This is a genomic window from Stenotrophomonas sp. STEN029 (assembly GCF_056760015.1).
In genome coordinates this window covers 1-209 of record NZ_JBRREC010000211.1, presented here as the reverse complement: position 1 = coordinate 209, position 209 = coordinate 1, and the positions used below count along the sequence as shown (strand labels likewise).

Here is a 209-nt window from a genome sequence, read left to right as displayed (position 1 = left end):
CGATGTGCAACGCGCCTATACCGACCTGGCCGCGTTCAAGACCGCGTATGAGACCGACCCGCGCCAGATCGAGCACATCAATGCGCTGTCGGCGCAGGTGCGCGCGCTCGGAGCCGTGCTTGATGTTCTGCAGCGAGTCCGGCGTGTTGGTGCGTGTGCCCCAGGTGCCGGCGTCTTCGCCCGACTCCAGGTACGCCACATAGGTCCAC

1 protein-coding gene is annotated in these 209 nt (G+C 66.0%); it reads right to left on the bottom strand.

Annotation, left to right across the window (positions count from 1 at the left end; all coding sequences use genetic code 11):
* Nucleotides 1–209 (bottom strand): hypothetical protein (locus ACVOLI_RS20545; RefSeq protein WP_481615793.1); only part of this gene is annotated, 209 nt, incomplete at both ends.